The sequence below is a fragment of the Pseudomonas sp. TWP3-1 genome (genome assembly GCF_049896625.1).
Taxonomy (GTDB): domain Bacteria; phylum Pseudomonadota; class Gammaproteobacteria; order Pseudomonadales; family Pseudomonadaceae; genus Aquipseudomonas.
This window is the reverse complement of sequence record NZ_JAFCUQ010000003.1, coordinates 352,595-373,619: the sequence shown is the minus strand read 5'-3', so window position 1 is coordinate 373,619 and position 21,025 is coordinate 352,595. Positions and strand designations below refer to the sequence as shown.

Sequence of the window (21,025 nt, the reverse complement as noted above, 5' to 3'; positions counted from 1 at the left end):
GAGGGCGGGTTTTTCCGCACGAGTCGCAGGTCGATACTCGTCCCATCACTTAATCACGCAGGGACTTTCTCCATGAACGTATTCGTTACCGGCGCTGCCGGTTTTATCGGCGGTTCCATCGCTACCGGTCTGGTGCAGGCCGGGCATCACGTCACAGGTCTGGTGCGCAGCGCCGAACAGGCCGATGAACTGAAAGCACTGGGCATCAATCCCGTGATCGGCACCCTCGAAGATCAAGCGCTGCTCGCCGAACAGGCCCGCGCCGCCGACGCCGTGATCAACGCCGCCAGCAGTGACCATCGCGGCGCGGTCGAAGCTTTGCTCGACGGCCTGCGCGGTAGCAACAAAGTGTTCCTGCACACTAGCGGTTCGAGCATCGTCGGCGACGCTTCCGGCGGCAAATCCAGCGACGTCATCTACCACGAGGACAACCTGCCGGCGCCAACCGTCGACAAAGCCGCGCGCGTGGCCATCGACAACCTGATTCTCGCCGCCGCCAAGGACGGGGTGAATTCGGCAGTCATCTGCAACACGCTGATCTACGGCCACAGCCTCGGCGTCAAGCGCGACAGCGTGCAACTGCCGCGTTTGCTCAAACAGGCACGCAAGAGCGGCGTGGTGCGCCACGTCGGCACTGGCCAGAACATCTGGTCCAACGTGCACATCGAAGACGTGGTCGCTCTGTATTTGCTGGCGCTGACCAAGAATGTGCCGGGCACCTTCTACTTCGTCGAAAGCGGCGAAGCCTCGTTCATCGACATGACCACCGCCATGGCCCAAGCGCTGAACCTCGGCCAACCACAAGACTGGCCACTTAAAGACGCCGAAGCCGAGTGGGGCTACGAAATGGCCAACTACGGCCTAGGCTCCAACAGCCGGGTACGCGGCAAACACGCCCGCGAACTGCTGGGCTGGGCGCCGAAACGCACGTCGGTGGTTGAATGGATTCGTAACGAAATGGTGTAACCCCCCCCCAAAAAAAAACCGTGGAGCCAGCAGGTTGGCTCCACGGTTTTTTTTGCCTGTGAAGTCCCCGGAAACAGGGGCCTGTAAGCAAGATTTAATTTTTAGGCAGGGGTGTTTGGGGTTTTTCAGAAATTTCGTACTAGGCTTTCACACGGTCAAACAGGGTGGCGTTAATGGCCGCCGACTGGTTATACGGCAACAACTTGTTGCATAGGCATGAAGCCGGCCAGCAAGTTACTGCTCATGGAGTTTTATGCAAATGGAATTCGCGATGGCAACACACTCTTGATGCCTTCTCGTGAAGGTATATCCCGGCAAGCGGAAGCAGATCGACCGTCTCCTTAGTGGCGAGGGGCGAGCATGAAGTCCGTATCTGATGTTAATCAAAGCTGGCGCCGGGCATTCCCCGGCGTAGGCGAAGTCATCACCTGAATTGGCAAGAACAAGGAGTAGTCATGATCATTTTGGGCGTTACTAACAACGACTTGTCGGGTGCCTGTCTGGTACGTGATGGTCAGATTCTTTCAGCCGTCAGCGAGGAGCGCTTCACTCGCATAAAGGATCACAAGATCTGGCCGGTAAAGTCCATTGAGTTCGTGTTGAGCCAGGCAGGGGTGTCACTGGAAGATGTCGATTATGTTGCCTATGGATGGAACGCTGGCTTCAATGCCGAAAAACACCTTGAGTTGTACTTTGATCGAATTGTCGAGGAGGTCAGGAATAATCCCCAAGGGCTTGCGCAGTTCCGTCAACGTGTAACCGATGAAATAAACAACGATAAAGAGAAACGCGCCGAGTTTGACCAATATATTTCTGCCAACGGTCTGGCTAGCAAGGCTTATTACATTGATCACCATGAGTGCCATGCTCTCGGAGCCTATGTCTGTTCACCGTTCGACGAAGCGCTGACCCTGACGTGCGATGGGCGCGGCGACTTCCAGTCCCTGACGGTCACTTGGCACAGTCCGACCGAAACCACCGTGCTGCAACGCGAAACCAGTATTGACAGTCTGGGGTATTTCTACGGGCGGATTACCCATTTACTCGGTTACAAGCCTAACCGGCACGAGGGCAAAGTCACTGGACTGGCCGCTTTTGGCGATCCGCAAAAGTTGCTGGGGGTGATGCAGCAAATGATCCGTTTTGAAGACGGGCGAATCAAGGCCTGTTGTGGCGATATGTTCCTGCCGTCCTACAACCACTACAGCGAACCACTGGAAACCCTCTTCGCTCGGGAAACGCCTGAGGATATCGCCGCGGCCGTGCAGCGCCATACCGAAGACCTGCTGGTGGCGACAGTCACCCACCATCTGGCGCAACGTGGCAGCACCAATCTGTGTCTGGCCGGTGGTGTATTTGGCAACGTCAAACTCAATCAGCGCCTGCGTGAGATCAGCGGTGTAAAGAATGTTTATGTGCTGCCGTGCATGGGCGATGGCGGGTTGGCACTGGCTGCGGCGGTGGGCGCGGCCTATCTGGAGCAAGGCACGCGCTTCAAAAACCCTGCAATGGCACTCGGGCCTGAGTCGCGCACGGTTTCGCAGAACATCAATCTGATCAATCGCGACTACCCCGAACTGGGTTACCACACGCCGTCGAACATCATCGAAGTGCTGACCGACGCTCTGATGGAAAATCAGGTGCTGGGTATGTTCAAGGGCAAGATGGAATTCGGGCCGCGTTCGCTGTGCAACCGAAGCATCGTCTACCACGCGCAGGATGCCGACGTTAACGACTGGCTCAACAAACGCATGCACCGCACGGAGTTCATGCCCTTCGGCCCGGTCACGGCCATTGAGCAGGCACCCGCCTGCTACGTCGGTTGGGACGCGGATCAGGTGGCGGCAGACACCATGACCATGACCTACGATTGTCACCCGCAGTTCAGGGAAGCAAGCCCGGCAGTCGTGCACGTTGACGGCACCGCGCGGCCGCAGATCATCCGCCCGCAAGGTGATGCTTTCATGCATCGCCTGTTGAACGCATGGCATCAAAAGACCGGGCAGGCCGCTTTGATCAACACCTCGTTCAACCGCCATGAAGAACCCATCGTGTGCTCTTCCCAGGACGCCCTGGATGCGTTGAAAGAAGGGATGGTCGACCTGGTGGTGATGAGCGAGTCCCTGATTGTCTGGCGCAAAGGCAAAAACAGCTTCACCGGCCAGCGCTTCGAATAGCGGGCTGACAGTGTTCGGGGCTCCTCGCGAGCCCTGTTTCTGGAGTATCAAGCGTATGGTTGACGCATGTATCTAGTCTTTTTCGGGTTCTTCGCAGCGGAAGGGATTATCTATCCGTTCTGGCCGACCTGGCTGGATTCACTGGGTTTCAGTGCCAGCCAGATAGGCTTGCTGATTGCCGCGGCATATTGGCCACAGGTGTTCACCGGGGTGTTTATCACTTATGTGGCCGACTGGCGTGTGGACCAACTGCGCCTCGCCGCTTTTCTCGGCTTCACGGCGGCGTTCTGTACGTTGCTGTTTTATTTCATTCCGGCACATCTATGGATATTTGTGTGCCTCAGTATTCTGTTTGGCGGGCTGTGGATGGTTGTATTGCCATTGTCCGAGTCCTATTTGCTCAAGCGCGACAAACAGGCGTTGCAAAATTATGGCTGGGTCCGGGCGGTGGGATCCTCGGCCTTCATCCTGACCTCGACGCTTGGCGGTCTTGTGCTCGCGAAGTACGGCCAGTCCTGGGTGCCGATCATGATCGCCGCAAGCATGTTGTTCACCGCTTTGGCGTGTTTGCACTTGAAACACCAGGTTTCCCGTGCGCATCTGGAGCCTGTCGCCCGCACCATCAAACGACCTGACTGGACAGCCCTGTTTGCGCAAAAGAGTCTGCTGATCGCCATTGCGGCGGCCAGTTTTATTCAACTGAGCCACACCTTGTATTTTTCCACAGCCTCCATTGGCTGGGGAGTCAAAGGCTTCTCTCCGGCGGCCATCGGAGCCTTCTGGGCGGTGGCTGTGATTGCGGAAATCATCTACTTCGCGCTCTCGAGCAAAGTCCTGTCGTATTACTCGCCACTGTCCATCGTGATGTTTTCGAGTGTCTGTGCGGCACTGCGCTGGGCGTTGTTTTCCGGCAGCGACGCGGTCTCGCTGATTCTGCTCGGCCAGGGCTTGCATGCGCTGAGTTTTGCCGCCTACCACGCAGCGATCATGCGGTTCATCCGCGACCATGCACCGCAAGATATTCAGGTCTTTACGCAAGGAGTTTATTACTCCTTGGCTGTTGCGTTGCCCATGGGGCTGGCTACGCCCTTTGCCGGATATTTATACGAGACACACCCGCAGTGGTCCTACTATGTGATGGCTCTGTTCGCCCTGATCGGAACGGTGCTGGCATTTCTCGCCCATCAAAAGATGCGAAGTTCACCCGATGAAACAACGAACGTTTACAGCCGTCTGCTTTGATATGGACGGTGTGCTTATCCAGTCTCGCGATGTCATTGAATTTGCCTGGACCAGCGTTGCACGCAAGTACGGCGTTGGCGTCGATCAGACATTCATCGACGATCATATTCACGGCAGACCCGGCGGTCATACCTTGCAGACCCTGTTTGGTCAGTTCGATGAGGATCAGCGTGTGGCGATCAAGCAGGAAGTCGACGCCATCGAGCAGGTGTCGAACTGTCCGATGGTGCCGGGGGCGGCCGCGTTTATCGCTCGGCTAAAGGATCGCGCCGTACCCTTGGCATTGGTGACCAGCAGTTGGCGAGCGCGTGTCGACCACGTTCTGCAGCAACACGATCTGACTGACGTGTTTGACAGCATCATCTGTCGCGACGACGTTCGCAGCGGCAAGCCGGCGCCTGATCCCTATTGCCTGGCAGCTGCGCAATTGGGGCGTCAAAATGCAGAGTGCCTGGTCTTCGAAGACTCCGTCAGCGGCGTGCAGTCAGCGGTCAGCAGTGGTGCAGAATGCATCGGCATCGGCGATGACCCGACGCTGATCGCCCACGGAGCCGCACACTCTTATATGGACTTCACGCTGCTGCCGATCTCGCTGACCGGGAGGCTCGCTCTACCATGACGCTCACTCTGCGGCACGCCGGTGTGCTATGGGAATACCTCACGCAAGGACGCGCGCATAGCGCATGTGAACTGATCGTGGTCTGCGGTTCATACGATCTTCGAGTGTGTGATTACGCCTGCCAATTGTTGAAAGAAGGTGTTGCCCCGCACCTGTTGTTCACCGGTAATACCGGGAACTGGACGAGGCATTTGTGGGCACAGACCGAAGCCGACGTTTTTGCGCAACGAGCCGTGACATTGGGCGTCTCGGTGGATCAGTTCACACTGGAGTCGCGCGCTACCAATTTCGCCGAGAACATTGCCTTTGCCAGGGCGTTGTTTCCAGACGTGCGCCGGGCCACATTTCTGACCAAGCCGAATTCGATTCGGCGAGTGGCGTTGACCGTGCCGGTGCAATGGCCGGGACTTGAGGCATCGGTGGATGCCCCTTCCTACAGCTTCCCGGGCGAGGTGAGCAATTTGATCGGAGTCTTGGGGCTGATCGACGAAATGGTCGGTGATGTGCACCGCATCATGGTTTACCCTTCGCTGGGTTTTCAGGTCGAGCAGGCAGTACCTGAAGAGGTTCAGGTCGCATGGCGATATCTGATAGAGCAAGGGTTCGATCATCATTTGATCAAGGGCAGCAGTTGACGCGGATCCGCTGCCGGGAGACTGACATGCTCTACGACACCCTGATTCGCAACGCGCTGGTCATCGACGGCAGCAACACGCCCGGTTACTCCGCTGATGTGGCGCTGCTCAACGGCCGCATCGAGCACATCGGCGACCTGCACGACGCTCGCGCCGTTGAAGAAGTCGACGCCGCTGGCCGGGTGCTTGCGCCGGGTTTCATCGACGTGCACACCCACGACGACACCGTGGTGATTCGTCAGCCGCAGATGCTGCCCAAACTCAGCCAGGGTGTGACCACAGTGATCGTCGGCAATTGCGGGATCAGCGCATCACCAGTGAGTTTGAAAGGCAATCCGCCGGATCCGATGAACTTGCTCGGCACGGCCGCAGCCTTCGTTTATCCGCGTTTCAGCGACTACCGCGCGGCGGTCGAAGCGGCCAACACCACGCTGAATGTGGCGGCACTGGTCGGGCACACGGCGCTGCGCAGCAATCACCTCGACGACTTGTTCCGCACTGCGAGCGCCGATGAAATTACGGCGATGCGTGAGCAGTTGCGTGAAAGTCTGGAGGCCGGTGCGTTGGGTTTATCCACAGGCTTGGCGTATGCCAGTGCGTTCAGCGCATCAACCGATGAAGTCATGCAACTGACCGAAGAACTCACGGCATTCGGCGCGGTGTACACCACGCATTTGCGCAGTGAATTCGAACCGGTACTTGAGGCGATGGATGAAGCTTTCCGCATCGGCCGTCACGCCCAGTCACCGGTGATCATTTCCCACCTCAAGTGTGCCGGCGCGGGTAACTGGGGGCGCAGTCCGCAACTGCTGGCGTCACTGGAAGAAGCGGCGAAAACCCATCCGGTCGGCTGCGATTGTTATCCGTATGCGGCGAGTTCTTCGACGCTGGATTTGAAGCAGGTCACCGACGCGCATCGCATCACTATTACTTGGTCGACGCCGCATCCGGACGTGAGTGGCCGCGACTTGATCGACATCGCCGCCGAATGGAATCTGCCGTTGCTCGAAGCCGCCAAGCGTCTGCAACCGGCCGGCGCGGTGTATTACGGGATGGACGAGAACGACGTGCGGCGGATTCTTGCGCATCCGTTGTCGATGGTCGGCTCCGATGGTTTGCCGGAGGATCCGTTTCCGCATCCGCGTTTGTGGGGCGCGTTCCCACGGGTGCTTGGGCATTTCAGTCGCGATGTCGGGCTGTTTCCACTGCACACCGCTGTACACAAAATGACTGGATTGTCGGCGGCGCGTTTTGGCTTGAAGGAACGCGGCGAAATTCGTGAAGGACACTGGGCGGATCTGGTGTTGTTCGATCCCGCGACCGTGCGCGATGTGGCGGATTTCAACGATCCGCAACGCGCGGCGCAGGGGATTGACGGGGTGTGGATCAACGGCGTGTTGAGCTACAAGGACGGGCAGGCCAATGGTCGGCGCGAAGGGCGGTTTCTGGCACGGCAGGGCGATTTGCGCGACGGCTTTATTTGATCTGCGTCGCATAGTGGCACAGTGCAATTAAAGAAAGTCTGAGCCAAGCCGAAGTGCTGACATCCAGCCCAGCTACACTGTCGGGCCAACCAGTCAGGGAGCAATTCATGAGCTTCGGCAAAACCACTCCGATCCTGCGGATCTTCGATGAAGCCAAGGCCATCGAATTCTACGTCGACTTCCTCGGTTTCAAGATCGACTGGCAGCACCGCTTCGAAGCGAATTTCCCGCTGTACTTGCAGGTGTCGCGTGGCGAATGTGTGTTGCATCTGTCCGAGCATCATGGCGATGCGAGCCCGGGGTCGGCGCTGCGTATCGAGACTGATGAACTCGAGGCGTTTCAGCAACAGTTGCTGGCCAAGGACTACAAGTTCTCGCACCCGCAGATTCAGGCGATGCCGTGGGGCAGCCAGGACATGACCATTGCCGATCCGTTTGGCAATCGGTTGGTGTTTACCAATGCGATCAGCCTCTGATCTGAGAAGCCCCTCACCCTAACCCTCCCGAAACGTCGGACCGCCCGGGGGGAGAGGGGACTGAGCCGGGGATGCTCGGGAAATACGCCGACCTGAAAATGCTCTAGCGAATCCATAATCGACTCGATCTTTCAGGTCGATGTACAACGCCAGACACCTCGGTCGGCCCCCTCTCCCCCCGGGAGAGGGCTGGGGTGAGGGCAAAAAATCCCAATCCAAACAAAAACCCCCGCAACCCACTCATCCACCACCCACCCGATGCATCTGCCGAAACTCCCCCGGCGGCATCCCGCGCCGACTCTTGAAAGTTCGATGGAACGAGCGCGGTTCGCTGAAGCCCAAATACTGCGCAATATCCTGAATCGGCAGCGTGCTATTGAGCAAATAATGCTCAGCCAGTTCCTGCCGCAAATCATCCAGAATCTGCTGATACGAAGTGCCAGCCAGATGCAGCTGACGTTGCAACGTGCGGACCGACACAGCGAGTTGCTCGGCTACTTGCTCCTTGCGCGGCAACCCTTCCTTGAGCAACTGCCGCAGAATACTTTTCACCCGCTGTTGCAGCGACGCATCCTCCAGCGTCGCCATCAAACCCATCGCATGTTCTTCAAGAGTCCGCAGCAATTGCGCATCGGCCTGGCGCAGCGGTAATTGCAGATACGCCAGCGGCACAATCAACGCCGAATAAGACTGATCGAACAGAACCGGACAATCGAAGAACTGCTCGTACTGTTCCTGCGTGGTGTTCGCCGGGCGCGGATGTTCCAGCCATACGCTGGCCGGCGCGAGTTGGGTGTCGGCAATCCACCGCGCATAGTGCAGCCAGGAACCGAGCACGTTTTCCACCAGATGCCGGCGAATGCGCGGGCGCTGATAACGGCAATTCCAAATCAAATTCACATGGTCTTCGTGAACTTCGACGCGGCTGACGCCCATGTCGCCCACCAGTTTCTCGAACGGCATGATCCGGCTCATCGCATCGCCAAGCGTCGCGCAATTCATGGTGATGTAACCGAGCACGCTCCACGAATTCGGCAGCACATAACACGCGGCATTCAGACCGAACAGTGGATCGCCCGAGTACTCGCAAAAGTAATCCAGCAACCGCTCATGCGCCTCACCCGGCAAACGCAGGCTGTTGTCGCTCAACTGCTGCGCCTGCAACCCGGCCGCCGCCAACGCCGGCTCAATCGCCATACCGAGATGCTCGGCGTGGCGCAGGTATTTGAGCAGTGGGGGGACGGAGGTGAAGCCGAGCGATTGCATGATCGGGTTCTCTAGAGCAAGGCCAGCGGGGCGGTGGATGTTTTAAAAGGTAATTTGAAACCCTGAGTAAAGTCCACGATTTGCGGGCGCGGCGGTATTGCCGTAGTGCGGAACTCGCTGACTGTATACAAATCGGCTCCCTTTCCCCCTCGCCCCCTTGGGGGAGAGGGTTGGGGTGAGGGGGGGCTCTTGGCGGTATCCGTCGTGTCCTAGCCACACCGTCGATCACTCAGTCCCAATGAATGGCGCAACAAAGTGTGACGAACTATCTGCACACCAGAACTCTGCATCCGAGATAAATTTCGTCCTCAATTAAGATCAGGCCGAAAACATGAATCGCACTAAAGCCGAACCTGCAGTGCTGCATTCCTCAATAGCTGATATTTCACCGATGCTTGATGATTTCAACGATCAGATTGTTACTTCGCCACAAATATTGTCGGCCTGTAATGACCGTATTAAAAACGACGACGACTTGCAGGTGCGAATGGCGCTGATCGATGAGCTCTACTCTCACGCAGACAGCGAAGATCACGCGGCCGCGCACATTGCTGAGTTGATTGCTGATCGAGTGCATGAATACGAGGCTGAAACTTTCTGATTCCCCACTTCGGCTGGCTGGAAGACCTGCGATGTTAATTCCGAAAAAATTTGTCGATAAAATTTGGATTCAGTGCGGAAGTTTTTTTCAATATTGAATCAAAGGTTATTCGTAGTTTCGATTGCCTATATTGCGAATTGTCATAAAAAACTGTCATTTGTGACAGTGGTTTTTGAGCGGCGTGAAGTGGCAAATTACGGGTTCGCTATGTTGTTTTTATTTCTTGAATATTTTCGACTTGGAAGCACTGCCATGCCAACTACATCAGTAAAAAACCTACCAGCACTGGCAACCAATGAAGAAATTCTTGGCGTGTTAAGAGAAGCGTTCTCAGAAGAGATTACTGGTATCACCCGCAAGGCAGGCGATACAACCGCCCTTGTAAGTTGGAATGTTCAACTAACAAGAGCCGCGAAGCCTGCGAAATACGATCACATTCTGCGGATTGAAGAGGATTTTGATTATTCTGTTATCGGGCGCCGGTAGTGAGAGGTTGTTCGACTGCTGTGGCGAGGGCTACCCTTCGCCACAGCTTGGTGTCACTCAGTCGGAACCAAATTATCCAGCACCTGATTAACCGCCAACTCTCCCAACATCACGATCTGCGCAATGCCTAACAAAGTCTTGCGGTGCGTGCCTTGAAGCGTCGCGGCGAAGTCGCTGAGCATGACGTTGGCCGAGCCGAGGGTTTCGCTGGCGTCGACCAATAAGGCTTCGTTGCTGGACTTGGGGTTGGCGATGTAGAGGCGGTTGGTGTAGTAGGGCGCGGCCATCATGTGGGCGGCTAATGGGCCCAAGTGATAATCGAGCGCGCGGTCGGCGGCTTCGTTGAATTTCTTCGAGCCGGGGCATTCGTAGGGGGATGCGGGATCGGGGATGGATGTTGGTTCGGTGATCGGTGGATTTGGCGTTACTTTGAACATGATGAGCTTACCTCTAATGAGGCCGCTTCCATCTCGCCGCTAAGCGAATGGGTGGCGGCTGTGCGCAAGTTAGCGGACCGGTAAGCTCTCAGAACCCGGTGCACCCGAGGGTGCCATGCGCACAGCCACCATCGAGCGCAGACGTATGTCTGACTAGATAAGACTTGTGCACTGAGAACAACCCGAGCCGCTAAGCTCGATCACTGGGAATCAGTGAAGCAACCAAATTACCCAGCATGCCCAAGACGCACAAGCCGGCGGATTCTGGCGTAGCTGTAGGCAAAGGCGCAAGGTTTTGTGGGCTACTGGACGTGTCACGACGGCTCGTTAAACAGCTTCTATACACCCTGTTTACTCACTAACAACATGCTGGGAGAAGCGCTGGCTAAATCCATCCGGCGTGTAAAATTTGAGCTCACAAAAAAGCCCACTGTCTCTAGCGGGCTTCAACACAGTTTCTTCAGTAAGACCGCAATCGCGGGCAAGTCGAATCGTCGCACCGCCGCCCCCACAGGTTATGTGTCGAACACAACATCTGTGCCCGACTCGATCCCTGTGGGAGCGGGCTTGCCCGCGATTCGATTTCAGCTTCAACGCCAATAAAGCATCAAACGCGGAAATGACTCACCATCTGCTGCAACTGCCCACCCAACCGCGCCAGTTCAACGCTCGACGCTGCCGTCTCATCACTCGCCGCCGCAGTCTGTTCAGACACGTCGCGCACGTTGATGATGCTGCGGCTGATCTCTTCAGCTACAGCACTTTGTTCTTCCGCAGCAGCAGCGATTTGCTGGTTCATCGACTGGATGTTCGACACCGTGCGGGTGATGTTTTCCAGGGATACGCCAGCCTTGCGCGTCAGCGCGACGCTGCTGTCGGTCAGGGCGCGGCTGTTGTTCATCACGGCCGAGACTTGTTGAGTACCGTTTTGCAGACCGGCCACCAGGCCTTCGATTTCTTCGGTGGATTTCTGTGTGCGCTGGGCGAGGCCACGTACTTCGTCGGCAACTACCGCGAAACCACGGCCGGCTTCACCGGCACGCGCGGCTTCGATCGCGGCGTTGAGCGCCAGGAGGTTGGTCTGTTCGGCCACGGCTTTGATCACGTCCATGACGCTGCCGATCTTGTCGCTTTCCTGTTGCAGCACGGCCATGGCTTCGGTGGAGCGCGCCACTTCGCTGGCCAGACGTTCGATCTGGGCGATGGCTTCGTTGACCACTTTGTCGCCTTCGCGGGCTTCGCCATCAGCGGCGGCTGCGGCTTGCGAGGCTTCTTCGGCGTTGCGCGCGACTTCCTGCACGGTGGCAGTCATTTCGTGCATCGCGGTGGCCACCTGATCGGTCTCGATCTTCTGGCTGTTGACGCCGGCGCTAGTCTGCTCGGTAACGGCTGACAGTTCTTCGGCGGCGCTGGCGATCTGGGTCACGCCGTCGCGGATGCCGCTGATCAGGTCACGCAGGGTCACGCCCATGCGCGCAATGCCTTGTTGCAATACGCCGAGTTCGTCGCGACGAGTGACGACCACGTTGTGGCTCAGATCACCGCTGGCGATGCGCTCGACAACGGCCATGGTCTCACGTAGCGGACGGGTGATCTGACGGGTAATGATCACCGCAGCGATCACGCCAACCAGCAGCGCCAGCAGGGTGCTGATCAACTGGAAAGTCCGGGCTTGGGCACTTTCCACATCGCGACGATCAAGCTGAATCTGATACAGCTGCTCGCTCAAGGCGACAATGGTCGTGCCTTGATCAGTCATTTCCTTGCGCGCCTGCACCGCTTCGATGTTGGCGTTCTTGAACGCCTGCAGAGCGCTGCGGTAGTTGACCAGTGCGGTCTCCAACTGACGCAATGCGTCTTGCTGGGTGGCGGCGAAATGCACGTTCAGCGGTTTGAGGCTGGCGATTGCCGCGTCCAGTTGGCTAACCGCTCTCTGCTCGGTTTCGGCATTGGTGGTGGCGGTGTAGCCGCGCACTTCGTAGCGCGCGAGGATGAACGCTTCCTTGGCCGCAGTAATCGCCTGGAACTGTTCGAAACGCTGTTCGCTCATGTCCATCTGCTGCACGCGTGCGCTGATCGATTCGATCAGTTTATAGGCCGTGTCAGCGTTGACGCTCATGGTGTCGCGCGCGCTGTTACCGGTGCGGTAGGCGTTGCGCATTTTGTTCAGCGACGTCTGGTACTCGGCGATGGTTGCCGCCTGCTGCTTGAGCAGTTTGACGTTCTCCGGGCTCTTGAAGCTGTTGATCAGCGCTTGCTGTTGCGCGGCGAAACCGTCGAGGGTGGTCTGCACATTCTGCGCGGCGGTTTCGTCGCCGTTGGTCAGCATGTATTGCAGGCGCACCACGCGCAATTTGGTCAGACCGGCATTGAGCTGGGTGATGTCACTCATCCAGTTGCTGCGGTCAATCAGGCCACCGAGGCTGGTCCAGCCAGTCAGGGCCAGGACGCAGGTCAGTGCCAGAACCAGGCCGAATCCCAGGCCGAGTTTAAGGTTCACGCTGATGTTGCCGAACCAGCTATTCATCACAATTCCTCCAGAAACGTTGTGCTTCTTGATCGTCAGTTGGGCTGGAAGATTGTTGTTTTTTTCGAGCCAGCAAGGGTGTTAGCAGGTCTGTATCGGCCGTGTTTGCGAGAGCTGAAAGGTTTTTTGTCGGACAAATTCTGTAACAAGCTTTGCCTAAGCTGCCTCAAGACTTTTTTCACATGGGTTTCACCGGCTGCACACGCGCCGGTCGCTACCCTCGCGGCATCAAATGAACGTGATGTATGCCGGTGAGGCGGCTTGATGTGGAATTGAGACTGAGTCTGTTCGGCGTAAAACGCTCGATCGATCTGCGCGGGCTGGCGCGGTTTCGCAACACCTGGGTAGTGCTGGCAGCCTCGGTGCTGGTGATCCCGCTGACCCTGTGGCTGCTGGCACCGGCGGCGGTGCCTGACCTGGCCCACGGCAACATCAAGGGTGCGCAGGCGTTGAAGGATGGCTGGGCTAGGGGCGAGATGATCGCGCTGGTACGCCATGTCGAACGCTGCGATCACTCCAAAGCACCTTGCCTGAGCGGCGACGATGGCATCACTGACCGTTCGCGCAGCGTTGCCGTGAGTGTCGGCGCGCAGTTTGAGCAACTGGGGCTGAGTAACGTCGACATCTATAACAGCCCGATGGTGCGCACCGTGCAGACCGCGGGGTACATGTTCAACAAGGTCGCCAACGAAGACTGGCTGATCAGTTGCAAGGGCCGCATGTTGCAAGAAGCCCTCGCGCACAAGATTCCCGGCCGCAACCTGGTGCTGGTGACCCACAGCGAATGCATGGCGCAACTGGCAAAAGATCTGAAAGTGCCGATCGCAGATGTCGGTTATGGCGCCTCACTGTTTGTTTCAGCTGCCAGCCCGGCGGCGCCGAAGATGCTCGGCTTTATCGAAGCCTCTGACTGGCGCACGGTGAGCACCCAATGAACTCTCGGTTTTACGCCTACAACTTCGGTCTTCCGCTGATCTGCGCGACGCTGGTGCTTTTCATGTTCGACATGACCAACATCGATATCACCTTCAGCAATCTGCTGTACGACCCGCTGACCCACACCTTCCCGCTGGACAAGATTCATTTCTTCGAGCAACTGACCCACAAGTGGGCGCGGATCATTCCGAACTGGACAGCGGAAATCGCCTTGATTGGCGCGCTACTGTCGTTTGTCTGGCCTTTGGTGAAGCCGGAGAAGCATCCACGGCTGGGCGGTTTTCTTCAGCGCAGCAACGTTGCGCCAGTGCTGCGCTTTGCTGCCGAGCATCGACGCGACTTTATCTTCGTGGTGGTGGCGTTCGCGGTTTGCACCGGGGTGATCCATTTCCTCAAGGCCCACACCAGCGTGTATTGCCCGATTGAAACCACGTTGTACGGCGGCAAAATGGCCCGCATCGAGTGGTATGAAAACTTCCAGTTGTTCCACGAGGCTGGTGACGGACGCTGCTGGCCGGGCGGACATGCTTCCGGCGGGTTCACCATGCTCGCGCTGTATTTCGTGGCGCGGCGTTATCAGTGGCGCTTCTCCAGCGCTGTGTTGTGGGGCTCGCTGCTGCTGGGTTTCGTCTATGGCACCACGCGGGTCCTACAGGGCTGGCATTACATGTCCCACACGTTCTGGGCCGGAATCTTTGTCTGGCTGGCGTGCTTGCTGACTGCGCTGGCGTTTTACGGGCGAGCACGGCTGGATCTGCCGGTGCTTCAGCGCAAGCAAGCTGCGCTTACAGGTTCACAAAGTAATACGCCTGACGCCCCACCTTCATTGTCCTGATTACCTTCAGCGGCGCGGCGGGCGGTTGATCCCCGGCGATCACCGCCACGTTGTCAGTAGATGCAGCGAGAAAGTCGCGTAACTGCGCCGCGGTATCCAGACCCTTCAGCACGCTCTGCGTATAGAACACGCTGGCGCCGCCCACGCGCTCATTGGCCTGGAACAGCGCGACCTGATGACCGTTGGCTTGCAGCGCTTGAATCTGTTCAGTCAGCGGCAGGAACGACAGTTTGCGGTCCGCGTGCGGCAACGCCCATTGCGCGGCGGCCAGGTAACTGCCGATCACCAGCGCCAGAATGCTGATTGCCAGCGTCTGCCGATGGCGCGCAATCCAGCCGCTGAAACCGTTTTCGTAAGCTTTCAACTTCTCGAACAGAACCCCGGCATATTCCGCTGCGATGACAGCGGCTGCGGGCGTCATCGACATCAGGTACACCGTGCGTTTGCTGGAAGCGAGGGTCAGCATCACGAACTGCGCAATTATCCACAGGCTGAAAAACAGCAGATAGCGGTTGGCGCGCAGGTCTTTGCGAAAGTGCCACAGTCCCAGATACACCAGGATGTTCCACGGCAGAAACGCTTGCGGCAGTTTGGCCAGGTAGTAATAGAAGGGCTCGTAATGCCCGGCCTCGACGAACGAGCCGCTGAAACGCCCGACGCTATTGGTCAACAACACTTCGCTGACCGCTTGTGTGCCACCGCGCTGATACAGCAGCGCGAGCCAGATCAGCAGCGGTATCAGGCCGACTGCCGTCAACAGCCCCGGACGTATCCACGCACTGAGTTTGAAATGTCGATCGAGCAGGTTGTCGGCCAGCAGATACGCGAAAATCACTACACCCGGCATCGCCAGACCAAGTACGCCTTTGCTCAACGTGGCGATGGCGATCCCGGCGATGAACAGCAGACTGTTGGCGCGGGTCGATGCACGTTGCGCCTGAAAAAACGCCAGCAACGCCATCGTCACCCCGAGCGCGAGCAGCGCATCTTCACCGACTCCGCGCACGTTGCTCCAGTAACTGGCCATGGTCGCCAGCAGAATCCCCGCCGTCCAGGCAATCGCCTTCGGCCGTTCGAAGCGCCGCAACATCGCGTAAAGCAACAGTACGCTAAGCAGCCCGGCGACCGCCGAGGCCAGACGCACCGCCCACGGCGAAACCCCAAACAGGCGCATGGCACCAGCGTCCAGCCATAGGCTCAAGGGCGGTTTTTCCAGGAACGGTTCGCCAAACAGACGCGGCGTGACCCAGTCATTATCCAGGTGCATTTCCATCGCAATGCCCCCGACCCGGGCCTCGGTGGAGCCTTGCAGTTGGTGGTTGCCCAAGGCGGAGAAAAACAGCAGGGCAGCAAGCAGAAACAGCGAAGAGGCGGCACGCGACATGGTTTCAGGCAACCGGGCAGGAGCGGAAGCCTGAGCTTATATGGCCATTGCTTAACAATTGGTGAACGTCAGGCGAGACGTCGCGACCAGCGCTGATCCGGCGTTTCGAATCCCGGATTGACCAGCGCCGTCAGCACATGATCCTGCCAGCGCCCGGCGATATTCAGGTAGGCCTTGGCGTAACCTTCCTGCTCAAAACCGAGGCGCTCCAGCAGACGCGCGCTGCGTTCGTTACCGGGTACGTAATTGGCCATGATCCGGTGCAGGTTCTGCGTGTCGAACATGTAGCCGATGCCCGCCTCCAGCGCTTCGTGCATCAAACCCAGGCCCTGATGCGCCTGATCAATGTGATAACCCACATAACACGCCTGAAACGCGCCGCGAATGATGCCGCTGAAATTGCACGCGCCGATCATCTGCTCACCGTCCGGCGTCAGCAGCGCCAGATGCACCGCCAGCCCTGCTTCGAATGCACTGGCCTGTATTTCCAGACGACGGCGAATTTGTGAAGTGGAGAAATATTCGGTGGTGCGGATCGGCGACCACGGCGCGAGATGGCGTTGATTGCGCTGATAGAAAGCGCTTTCCAGCGCGGCTTGATCCGGCGAAAGAACGGCGAGCGTCAGGCGTTGGCAGGGCAGGGTCAGCAGGGACATCGGACGCTCCGGGAGGCTGGAAATCTCCAACAGAATTGCCCGGCGGGCCTGGAAATACAAATCGCCACTAAACACCAGGCAAAAAAAAGCCCGCGGGAGAGCGGGCGAACCGTAGTTTCTTGAATGAGCGAGTGGACTGTACACGGCCAAACCTGAACCAGGGGTGAAGATAAGTTCATCTTGATGCACGGCTCGGGCAGCAGGCACTCGCTGATTCTCAGTGGCGCACGGGCGATGTCGGTCGGGTCGCGAGCTTCAACGGGTCGACGGTCTCGCATGCCCTGAGCACCAACATCTCCGCCAACATCGTCAACTGCTGAATCGCCATGAGTTTCTGGCGCTGGGGTGGGGTAAGTTCGCCGGCGAAATCCAGGGCCAGCGCATTGACCGCCGCGAGCATTTCGCAGGCGTGGGTGAGCAGGGTGGGCAGATCGACGTCGGTACGCACGCTGAGGATCTGATCAAGCGGCAGGCGCTGACGCCGCTGTTCGCGGACCGCTGGTGCTGCTTCGACAGGCTTTGGAACAATTGAAAGCTCGAGCGTTTCAGGTTTGGATTGCGGCAATTCATCAACAGGCTTTGCGCTGTCTTTCTTCATCACGGTGGCTCCATGCAGTTCGGGATCCCGGCGCTGCCGGTTGGTCATCCAACGTCCGGTTGGAAACGAGGGCTGGAGACTAACCTTGTGGAGCTGTGGCCACTAGTTCATGAAAGTCGACGCGTGTTGCGGGAAATTTCCTAAGACGCCAATTCCTGATGGCCTGCACCGGAGAACCGTCGCCCCGCAGTGCCTGAATCAGTAAGTGCTCACCTTGTCCTCGCGTAAAACCCACCCGGCCTCACCCGCCATTAACCGGTACTGAATCTGGCGCATTTTCCCCGTCCGTCCCGCGTTTGCATCCGCACTGTCGTACAAGGGAAAGCGCTGGACCAACGTGTTCTCGACCACCGCAAACGAATCCTCGCCCTGATAACCCTCGGCCGCTTTCGGGTTGTCGCTGACCGGCGGCAAGTAGATTTCACTTAGGGATTTCTTATTGTTGGCCGAGTAAGCAATCAGCTCGCCCGGCATGCCGCGACCGGCAGAGTGCACAAAGGCGTAGACCTCAGGCGAACCGTCGCGATTCAGGTCGGCAACTTCGGCGCGCACGATATTGCCGCCGAGCGGGCGGGTGACGGGAGCGTTGTCGATCTGCAGACCGCTGGGCGTGATGCGCAGCATGGATTTGCCATCAACCTGTTCGGTAGTGACATGAAAGATGATGCCGTTCAATTGCAGCATCTGGTCGAACGGCTTTTTGTTATCTGTCGCATCGCCACCGGCGAGACTCACGGACAGCGCGTAATTCGCTACTTGATCCCGTCGTGCGGCATTGCGCATCAAGTAGACCTGAACCGTGTACCCGCCGTCGGCGGGCAGCGAACCCAAGAAGTGATTGCCCATGATCGAGCCGTTGAACAACGCGTAGTCCGAGCCTTTGGCTGCGATGTTGAAATAGGCGGAGGTGCTGGAAGGTTTGAAATCAACGGTCAGAATCTGCCCAGCCTTGGCGTCGAACTTGTATTCGGCAGTCTGATAGCCCTTGATCGATTGCTTGCGCTGCACACTGTCGGAGCCGCTTTTGAAGGTGATCTGCTCGACTCGCGCAGTGGGGGCGTCGGCTGCGTGAGCGCACAGGGAAACGATTGTGGCGAGAGCTGCGGCGATCAAAATTTTCATGAGGTACCTCGGAGCAAATCAGTGCCCGCAGCATAGGGCTCGTGACGGGCTCCGTCCAACGGCGGAGGGGCAGTGTTTATCCACACGCCAGATGCGACAAAGCCCGCACTTGGCGGGCTTCGTCGTTGGAATTGGTGGGCTGGGGGCATTCACCAGGCCAGTCACGAAAGGAAGACCGGAAATCGTGCCTGGTGATTTGCACGTAATTTATGTCATGCAAAATTGTGCGTATTGCGTTAGCGGACTACACCCCCGCTGTCATTGATTGCGGACATAGAAAGGCTCCCGGTAGCAGCTTCCTGGATATGCTCGCTCCACCATTTCATCATTGGCCTGCGGCGCTCTATGTAATCTGCCCGATTATAGGCGCTACGCACCTCGTCTTTGTCCACGTGAGCCAGGGCAACTTCGATTAGCTCAGGATCCCAGCCGTGTTCGTTGAGAATGGTGCTGGCCATTGAGCGCATGCCGTGGCTAACCAAGCGGCCTTCGAAACCCATGCGCTTCAGAGCCATATTGGCTGTTTGGCTGTTGCAATGAGTAAGGGGATTGCGATCCGCCGGGAAGACATGCTCGCGGTGCCCGCTAAGGGGCTTTATAGCCTCTAGGAGCCCCAAAGCTTGTTCTGTGAGTGGGATGATGTGGGTCCGGCGCTTTTTCATCCGTTCAGGCGGTATCGTCCAGATTTTCTTGCCGATGTCGATATCTGCCCATCGTGCGGTGGCTGCTTCTGAAGGGCGAGTCATGGTGTGAAGTTGCCACTCAATCAAGCAGCGTGTGGTCCTTTTGATACTGGCGTTGGCCACCGTCACCATTAGCTCATTGAGTTCGTTTGGCGCAAGTGCTGCCATGTTCGTCTTCTTGGGTTTCTTGAAGACAGAGCGAATTCCGCTCAGTGGATTCGAGTGAATCAAGCCGGAATTCACGCCATAAGTCATGATCTCGTTAAGACGCTGGCTCAGTCGCTTCACGGTCTCAAGACTGCCTTTGGTTTCAAGCGGTCTGAGCAGTTTGATAACCGCCGGAGCAGTGATCGCTGAGATTGGGGTAGCGGCCAAGTCGGGAAAAACGTGCAGCGTGAGCGAGCGCCAGATGTCTTCAGCATAAGCAGTAGTAACCGAGTCTTTCTTGAGCTCGAACCAAGCGGTGGCTACGTTTTTAAAGGTATGTTCAGTAGTCGCTCTTAACGTTTGCCGATCTTCGTCACGCTTCGCTTTCGGATCAAGCCCTTGCGCCACCAGCTCCCTGGCCTCTACCGTCCGTTTCCTGGCTTGAGCCAAACTCACCTCCGGAAACGTACCAAGGCCCATATTGATCCGCTTCTTGGTGGCTGGGTGAATGTAGTTAAAATTCCAGAGCTTTGAGCCATTAGCCCTCACTCTCATCTGGAGGCCGTCGCCATCAGTGAGGATGTAGTCTTTTTCCTTTGGTTTCGCTGCTTTGACTTTGACGTCTGAAAGTCGAGTGGCTTGGGCACCCATGAGAATCTCCGATACTGCATGTATTCCAAAAAATAGCAGTCGTGGGCTTGGAATACCACGTGGAATACACGAATTGTAGGATGTGCTCAGATACCATCGGACCCCGTCGGACCTGAATCCCCTGTATTTGCTGGATTTCAGGCACAAAAAAAGACGCCCTTGGACGTCTTTAGATGATTAAGTGGTGGAGCCGGGGGGATTTGAACCCCCGTCCGCCAGTACTCCGCTGTCGGTACTACATGCGTAGCCGGTTCTATTAAGTTAACCCTCAGCGACCCGAAGGGCAGGGTGCTTTGGGCGAGTTGTGTAAGTTTTAGCCGCTTCGTCCACAACGTACTGCACGGCGATTCTGTTCTATATGACAATCACTTTGGGTTTACAGACATCCCCTGGTGATTGCTGGACCCGAAGGTACCAGAAGCTCAGGTCTAAAGCTGCTTACGCAGCGAGAGAGAATTCCTGGCCGTAGTTTTCGTCATTGGCAACTATAAGTAGTTGCAACAGTGGATTTACGACTTCTGTTACCAAGTCGGCATGCACCTAAAGTTTCGCGACCGGCGTCGAATCCAAAACGGCCCCGTGCCTGTTGCTCGTTGCATCTCAGTGAGCAGCAGACGTGCGCAGTGTACGTCAATCAGTCGTGGAAGGCCAACCCGAAGGTTGGCCCTGTGACGGATCAGTTACGTGTCGGATTGCGAATTTGCATCTTGGTGATCAGGGACGAGGTGACCTCAACGCATTCCTTGTCGTTGCCGGCTGCCTGTGCCGCTACCGCTTGTTCCTGTGCTTCCTTGACGTTGTTCATGGACGTTTCAGGAATGGACGGCTGGCTGGTCACGAAGTCTTTTATGGTTTGAAGATTCCCGGCGCAAAGGTCTTTGTCTGCCGCAAACACCGGCGACGTCAGCAGGGCACCAGCGATGAACAATCCAGCAATTGCAGAAAGCTTCATGGGTCTCTCCTAGAGCAGGTGGTCTCGGTGCTGCCGGACGATCTGGCGGCGATGCCGAGGTCGTAACAGGCCGCGTTCGAATCGGGCCTGTTCAATCGACCGCGACGGCACACAGGAATTCGGTTTTTTTTACGTCTGGTATGAA

20 protein-coding genes, 1 other RNA gene and 1 pseudogene are annotated in these 21,025 nt (G+C 57.3%); 11 read left to right on the top strand and 11 right to left on the bottom strand.

What is annotated here, in order from left to right:
• Nucleotides 1-72: 72 nt before the first annotated feature.
• The 7 genes from ACP7BN_RS06975 to ACP7BN_RS06945 all read left to right on the top strand — a co-directional run bounded on the left by ACP7BN_RS06975 (nt 73) and on the right by ACP7BN_RS06945 (nt 7,599).
• Nucleotides 73-966 (top strand): NAD-dependent epimerase/dehydratase family protein, encoded by an 894-nt coding sequence (locus ACP7BN_RS06975; protein WP_426202699.1) that lies wholly within the window; start codon nt 73-75, stop codon nt 964-966.
• 455 nt (nt 967-1,421) lie between these two features.
• Complete coding sequence (locus ACP7BN_RS06970) at nt 1,422-3,143, top strand: carbamoyltransferase family protein (protein WP_426202697.1); 1,722 nt, start codon at nt 1,422-1,424, stop codon at nt 3,141-3,143.
• A gap of 66 nt (nt 3,144-3,209) precedes the next feature.
• Nucleotides 3,210-4,385: an MFS transporter gene (locus tag ACP7BN_RS06965; RefSeq protein ID WP_426202695.1), complete on the top strand. Its 1,176-nt coding sequence runs from the start codon at nt 3,210-3,212 to the stop codon at nt 4,383-4,385.
• Between the two features lies 1 nt (nt 4,386).
• On the top strand, nt 4,387-5,004 hold the full coding sequence (locus ACP7BN_RS06960; protein WP_426202693.1) for an HAD family hydrolase: 618 nt from the start codon (nt 4,387-4,389) through the stop codon (nt 5,002-5,004).
• Complete coding sequence (locus ACP7BN_RS06955; protein WP_426202691.1) at nt 5,001-5,639, top strand: YdcF family protein; 639 nt, start codon at nt 5,001-5,003, stop codon at nt 5,637-5,639. The genes ACP7BN_RS06960 and ACP7BN_RS06955 overlap by 4 nt, the downstream gene beginning before the upstream one ends.
• Nucleotides 5,640-5,665: 26 nt before the next feature.
• Nucleotides 5,666-7,123, top strand: a complete 1,458-nt coding sequence (locus tag ACP7BN_RS06950) for a D-aminoacylase (RefSeq protein ID WP_426202689.1) — start codon at nt 5,666-5,668, stop codon at nt 7,121-7,123.
• A 107-nt stretch (nt 7,124-7,230) separates the two neighbouring features.
• Nucleotides 7,231-7,599: a glyoxalase superfamily protein gene (locus ACP7BN_RS06945; protein WP_420651076.1), complete on the top strand. Its 369-nt coding sequence runs from the start codon at nt 7,231-7,233 to the stop codon at nt 7,597-7,599.
• Between the two features lie 240 nt (nt 7,600-7,839).
• Here ACP7BN_RS06945 and ACP7BN_RS06940 read toward each other — a convergent pair whose 3' ends face one another.
• On the bottom strand, nt 7,840-8,865 hold the full coding sequence (locus tag ACP7BN_RS06940) for an AraC family transcriptional regulator (protein WP_426202687.1): 1,026 nt from the start codon (nt 8,863-8,865) through the stop codon (nt 7,840-7,842).
• 331 nt (nt 8,866-9,196) lie between these two features.
• On the opposite strand from ACP7BN_RS06940, the gene ACP7BN_RS06935 reads away from it, so the two are divergent.
• Complete coding sequence (locus ACP7BN_RS06935) at nt 9,197-9,466, top strand: hypothetical protein (RefSeq protein WP_426202685.1); 270 nt, start codon at nt 9,197-9,199, stop codon at nt 9,464-9,466.
• Between the two features lie 93 nt (nt 9,467-9,559).
• Nucleotides 9,560-9,952: a hypothetical protein gene (locus ACP7BN_RS06930; protein ID WP_426202683.1), complete on the top strand. Its 393-nt coding sequence runs from the start codon at nt 9,560-9,562 to the stop codon at nt 9,950-9,952.
• Nucleotides 9,953-10,005: 53 nt separating this feature from the next.
• Here the strand turns inward: ACP7BN_RS06930 and ACP7BN_RS06925 are convergent, their stop codons facing one another.
• The 3 genes and pseudogenes from ACP7BN_RS06925 to ACP7BN_RS06915 form a co-directional block, all read right to left on the bottom strand.
• Nucleotides 10,006-10,389, bottom strand: a complete 384-nt coding sequence (locus tag ACP7BN_RS06925) for a DUF6124 family protein (RefSeq protein WP_426202680.1) — start codon at nt 10,387-10,389, stop codon at nt 10,006-10,008.
• 607 nt (nt 10,390-10,996) lie between these two features.
• Nucleotides 10,997-11,701: a methyl-accepting chemotaxis protein gene (locus tag ACP7BN_RS06920; RefSeq protein ID WP_426202734.1), complete on the bottom strand. Its 705-nt coding sequence runs from the start codon at nt 11,699-11,701 to the stop codon at nt 10,997-10,999.
• A 201-nt stretch (nt 11,702-11,902) separates the two neighbouring features.
• Nucleotides 11,903-12,781, bottom strand: a pseudogene (locus ACP7BN_RS06915) (methyl-accepting chemotaxis protein); the annotation flags it as partial.
• Between the two features lie 401 nt (nt 12,782-13,182).
• On the opposite strand from ACP7BN_RS06915, the gene ACP7BN_RS06910 reads away from it, so the two are divergent.
• Entirely contained in the window at nt 13,183-13,851 is a 669-nt protein-coding gene (locus ACP7BN_RS06910; protein ID WP_426202678.1) for a histidine phosphatase family protein, read from the top strand.
• Nucleotides 13,848-14,687, top strand: coding sequence for a phosphatase PAP2 family protein (locus ACP7BN_RS06905; protein WP_426202676.1), 840 nt, complete (start codon nt 13,848-13,850; stop codon nt 14,685-14,687). Before ACP7BN_RS06910 ends, ACP7BN_RS06905 begins: the two co-directional genes overlap by 4 nt.
• Here the strand turns inward: ACP7BN_RS06905 and ACP7BN_RS06900 are convergent.
• From ACP7BN_RS06900 to ACP7BN_RS06870, 7 genes are all read right to left on the bottom strand, one after another.
• The gene (locus ACP7BN_RS06900; protein ID WP_426202674.1) at nt 14,638-16,071 is read right to left on the bottom strand and encodes an ArnT family glycosyltransferase; all 1,434 of its coding nucleotides are present in this window, start codon (nt 16,069-16,071) and stop codon (nt 14,638-14,640) included. The two genes, ACP7BN_RS06905 and ACP7BN_RS06900, sit on opposite strands and share 50 nt — an antisense overlap.
• A 68-nt stretch (nt 16,072-16,139) precedes the next feature.
• Complete coding sequence (gene rimJ / locus ACP7BN_RS06895; protein ID WP_426202672.1) at nt 16,140-16,727, bottom strand: ribosomal protein S5-alanine N-acetyltransferase; 588 nt, start codon at nt 16,725-16,727, stop codon at nt 16,140-16,142.
• 217 nt (nt 16,728-16,944) lie between these two features.
• Entirely contained in the window at nt 16,945-17,373 is a 429-nt protein-coding gene (locus tag ACP7BN_RS06890; protein WP_426202670.1) for a DUF6124 family protein, read from the bottom strand.
• A gap of 150 nt (nt 17,374-17,523) precedes the next feature.
• Nucleotides 17,524-18,447 (bottom strand): hypothetical protein, encoded by a 924-nt coding sequence (locus tag ACP7BN_RS06885; RefSeq protein WP_426202667.1) that lies wholly within the window; start codon nt 18,445-18,447, stop codon nt 17,524-17,526.
• A gap of 236 nt (nt 18,448-18,683) precedes the next feature.
• Entirely contained in the window at nt 18,684-19,928 is a 1,245-nt protein-coding gene (locus tag ACP7BN_RS06880) for an integrase domain-containing protein (protein ID WP_426202665.1), read from the bottom strand.
• Nucleotides 19,929-20,110: 182 nt separating this feature from the next.
• Nucleotides 20,111-20,507: a transfer-messenger RNA gene (gene ssrA / locus ACP7BN_RS06875) on the bottom strand.
• Nucleotides 20,508-20,604: 97 nt separating this feature from the next.
• Nucleotides 20,605-20,880: a hypothetical protein gene (locus ACP7BN_RS06870; RefSeq protein ID WP_420647533.1), complete on the bottom strand. Its 276-nt coding sequence runs from the start codon at nt 20,878-20,880 to the stop codon at nt 20,605-20,607.
• Nucleotides 20,881-21,025 lie beyond the last annotated feature (145 nt).